This window comes from Mesorhizobium sp. M2E.F.Ca.ET.209.01.1.1 (assembly GCF_004010375.2).
In the GTDB taxonomy this organism is placed as follows: domain Bacteria; phylum Pseudomonadota; class Alphaproteobacteria; order Rhizobiales; family Rhizobiaceae; genus Mesorhizobium.
In genome coordinates this window covers 1-309 of record NZ_SADP02000917.1, presented here as the reverse complement: position 1 = coordinate 309, position 309 = coordinate 1, and the positions used below count along the sequence as shown (strand labels likewise).

1 protein-coding gene is annotated in these 309 nt (G+C 67.0%); it reads left to right on the top strand.

Annotated elements, in window-relative coordinates:
* Positions 1–309, top strand: a 309-nt coding sequence (locus EN852_RS38480; RefSeq protein WP_189546601.1) for a hypothetical protein, incomplete at both ends; no start/stop codon positions are given.

The following is a 309-nucleotide window of genomic DNA, read 5'->3' as shown; positions in this document are numbered from 1 at the left end:
CTGATGCAGCGCAAGGGCCGCAGCCGCTTCGAGCAGCGTGAGACGGCGATCGATCTCGGCCCGCGCGCGGCGATCATCTACGATCCGGTGCGCAGCTATTCGCTGCAGAACCTTTCCGATGTCGACCAACTCATCCTGCAGGTGCCGCGCTCGAACTTCGGCGACGAGACGCTGGCGCGGCTTTCAGCCCCGGTGCCGCTGCCGGGCGAAGACGACAGTCTGACTCACATCGTGTCCGGGCTGATGCAGATGGCGATCGGCGAGGCGCACAAGCTCGACGAAGCCGGCTGCCGCCGCGTCGGCGAAAGC